This window comes from Halomonas ventosae (genome assembly GCF_004363555.1).
Taxonomy (GTDB): Bacteria; Pseudomonadota; Gammaproteobacteria; order Pseudomonadales; family Halomonadaceae; genus Halomonas; species Halomonas ventosae.
This window is the reverse complement of record NZ_SNZJ01000038.1, coordinates 1-2872: the sequence shown is the minus strand read 5'-3', so window position 1 is coordinate 2872 and position 2872 is coordinate 1. Positions and strand designations below refer to the sequence as shown.

General features: G+C 62.3%; 2 protein-coding genes and 1 pseudogene. All 3 read right to left on the bottom strand.

Annotation, left to right across the window (positions count from 1 at the left end; translation table 11 throughout):
• Window positions 1-30: 30 nt before the first annotated feature.
• A pseudogene (locus DFP85_RS18735) lies at window positions 31-900 on the bottom strand (IS3 family transposase); the annotation flags it as partial.
• A 21-nt stretch (window positions 901-921) separates the two neighbouring features.
• Window positions 922-2292 (bottom strand): IS110 family RNA-guided transposase, encoded by a 1371-nt coding sequence (locus DFP85_RS18730; RefSeq protein ID WP_133637918.1) that lies wholly within the window; start codon window positions 2290-2292, stop codon window positions 922-924.
• Window positions 2293-2393: 101 nt separating this feature from the next.
• The gene (locus DFP85_RS18725) at window positions 2394-2819 is read right to left on the bottom strand and encodes a transposase (protein WP_133637917.1); all 426 of its coding nucleotides are present in this window, start codon (window positions 2817-2819) and stop codon (window positions 2394-2396) included.
• Window positions 2820-2872 lie beyond the last annotated feature (53 nt).

Below are 2872 nucleotides of genomic sequence, written 5' to 3'. Positions count from 1 at the left end.
TGATGCGGCCCTGAAAAAGTAGACACCTTCTCAGGCAGCGGCTTCATAGGTCCGGGGGGAGACTCCGCCCAGGGCCCCATGGAGCCGCACGTTATCGTAATACTCTTCGATGTAGTACTGCGCCTCAGCGCGCAGCTCTTCCCGCGTTTGCCGCCCGAGACACTGCAGCCATTCGACCTTCAGCTGGGCGAAGAAGCTCTCGGCGCAGGCATTATCCCAGCAGTTGCCTCGCCGCGACATGCTCAACGTCACGCCTCGCTTCGTCAGCCACCGCATCACGGCTTCGCTGCGGTACTGCGCCCCTTGGTCGGAGTGAAATAGCATATCGTCACCCGAGGGCTGTCGTGTGTCCCAGGCCGCTTCCAATGCCCGCTCGACAAGATAGCTGTCGTTGATCGGGCCATCAGCCCATCCCACGATCCGGCGCGAATACAGGTCCATGACAACTGCCAGGTACCACCAGCCCTCGTCACAGCGCACTTGGGTGATGTCTGACACCCAGACCTGGTTCGGCTTGCTGACGTCGAATTCCCGGTTCAGCAGGTTGGGCAAGGTCGGCAACCCAGGCTGGGGACGCCGATAGCCGGGCCGTGGCGCGCGTACCGAGCGATAACCGGCTCCCTGCAGCAGGCGCTGAACGCGGTTCTTGCCGGAGGCAAACCCTGCATTTACGGCCGCTTGCCACAGCTTGCGATAGCCGGGCACGCCCGACTGGCGCTTCGCTTCGGCGAGCAGGAAAGCTAGTAAATGCTCTCTCTCCGTCACCCGAGGCGACGGAGGACGGTTCAGCCAACGATAAAAGCCCGCTCTGGACACACCGAGTACTACGCACATCAAGGCTACCGTCCACTGCGTGGAGCGGTAGCACTTGATGAATGCAAACTTCACTTCGGGCTTTTGGCGAAGTACTCGGTGGCCTTCCTAAGAAACTCGCTGCCCAAGGGCCTGCACCGGGGCCAGTTCGTAGCCCAGCGACTTCGCACGCCGGTGCAGGTGGCTCACCAGTCGCTGCCGATAGCGCGCTTCGTAGTAGTCCACGCCAGGATCCTGATACGTCCAGCCGTAGCGCAGGGTGTTGTAGAACAGCAGGGCCAGCTTGCGTGCGGTGGCCGTCACCGCCTTGGCCTTGCCGATGCGGCTCGCCAATCGACGATAGAACGCGCCCAGTGCCGTCTGCGTCCGCCCGATGATATTGGCCGCCAGTCGTAACAGGGCCGCCGCTCGGTTCTTGGTCCGCCGCGTTCGCGATGACAGCAGCTTGCCGCCGGAGATCTTGTTGCCCGGCGACAGGGCCAACCAGGAGGTGAAGTGCTTGGCCGTGGGCCAACGGGCCATGTCGATGCCGCACTCGGCGATCAGCTTGAGCACCAGATAGGGGCCCAGCCCATGGATCTGGGTCAGGTCGGTGCTCAGTACCTTGAAGAGCCGCTCGCGTAAATCGAAGGTTGGCGCGTTGCGGTTCGCTTCGGCATGCCGTGCCGGTGGCAGCGGGGTAAGCGGCAGCGCCGCCTTGGCCGCCAGCACCGTCAGCGCCGACTCGATATGGCGATCACAATCGGCGATATGCGCATGATAGGTGTCGTAGAGGGCCAGCGACTGGCGCAGGGCCAGCACGTGCTCCTCGCGATAATGACCGACCAACGCCTGACGGATCGTCTCCTCGCTCGACTTGCAGCGACAATCCCGATAGCTCGCCAGCACGGCAGGGTCACGCTGGCCGGCGACGATGGCTCGCAGGATACGCATGCCGGTCTTGCCGGTGATATCGGTCACCACATGATGGAGCTGCAGGTTCATCTCCATCAGCGCCTTCTGCATGTGCTGAATGTGCGAGGCGGCATACGCCAGCAGGCGTTCCCGATGGCGGACCAGCGCGCGCAGGCTGGCCAGTTCCTGTGTCGGCCGGAAACTCCCGCGCAGCAGGCCATAGGCGTGCAGGCGCTGAAGCCACTGGGCATCGTTGACGTCGGTCTTGCGCCCCGGCACGTTCTTGACGTCGCGTGCATTGGCCAGAATGACCGCCAGGCCACGCTCCTCCAGTAGCTCGAACACGGGAATCCAGTAGATGCCGGTGGACTCCATGGCGACGGTGGTGATGCCTTGTTGCACCAACCAGTCGGCCAGCCGTTGGAGGTCATGGGTGAAGCTGTCGAAGCGCCTGACCGGTTCCGGATCCCGGTCCGGGGGAATGGCCACCACATGGAAGCGTGCACCGATATCGATCGCCGCCGCGTCTGGGTGCACGACCTGCAACTGGCTGCGACGCCGGCGGGAAGAAGGTTGACGAGCCATGGCACGGACTCCTCAAAGGACCCAGGTGAGGGGCCAGAGGAGGCGGCGCTGAACGGGTCTACCTTCCTAACCGGGATCACCCGAGGCGGGCGTCACCACTGTCAAGTCCAGCACGCCGCCCGAACCACGTTTTTTAACGGGGACGAACCACCAAAAAGCCGACGGCTGCGCCTCTGGCACCGAGGCTGAGTATAGGCAGCCGCCGAGTTTCTGACCCGACAAGCGGGTGACCACCCTAAACAGTTTTTTAGGATCTCCACTTCCAGTTCTGCCCGCTCAAGGCGCTGTTTGAGCTTGCGATTTTCACGCTCCAGCTCGCTCAAGCTCTTGGAGGCACCTGTATTGGACATCCCCTTGGGTGAATGAGCATCAGGGGTCACGAGCTCTCGCCTCCATCGGCACAGGACCTTGGGATGAACCCCGAACTGCTCGGCCACATTCGACAGGGTGTTCGGGGATTCCAATGAATACTGAACGACATGACGTTTGAACTCTAGCGAGAACTGACGTCGAGTTTTCAAGCGCATAGCACCTTACCTTCGGTTGTCGGCAAGGTGTCTACAAAACCGGGGGCACATCA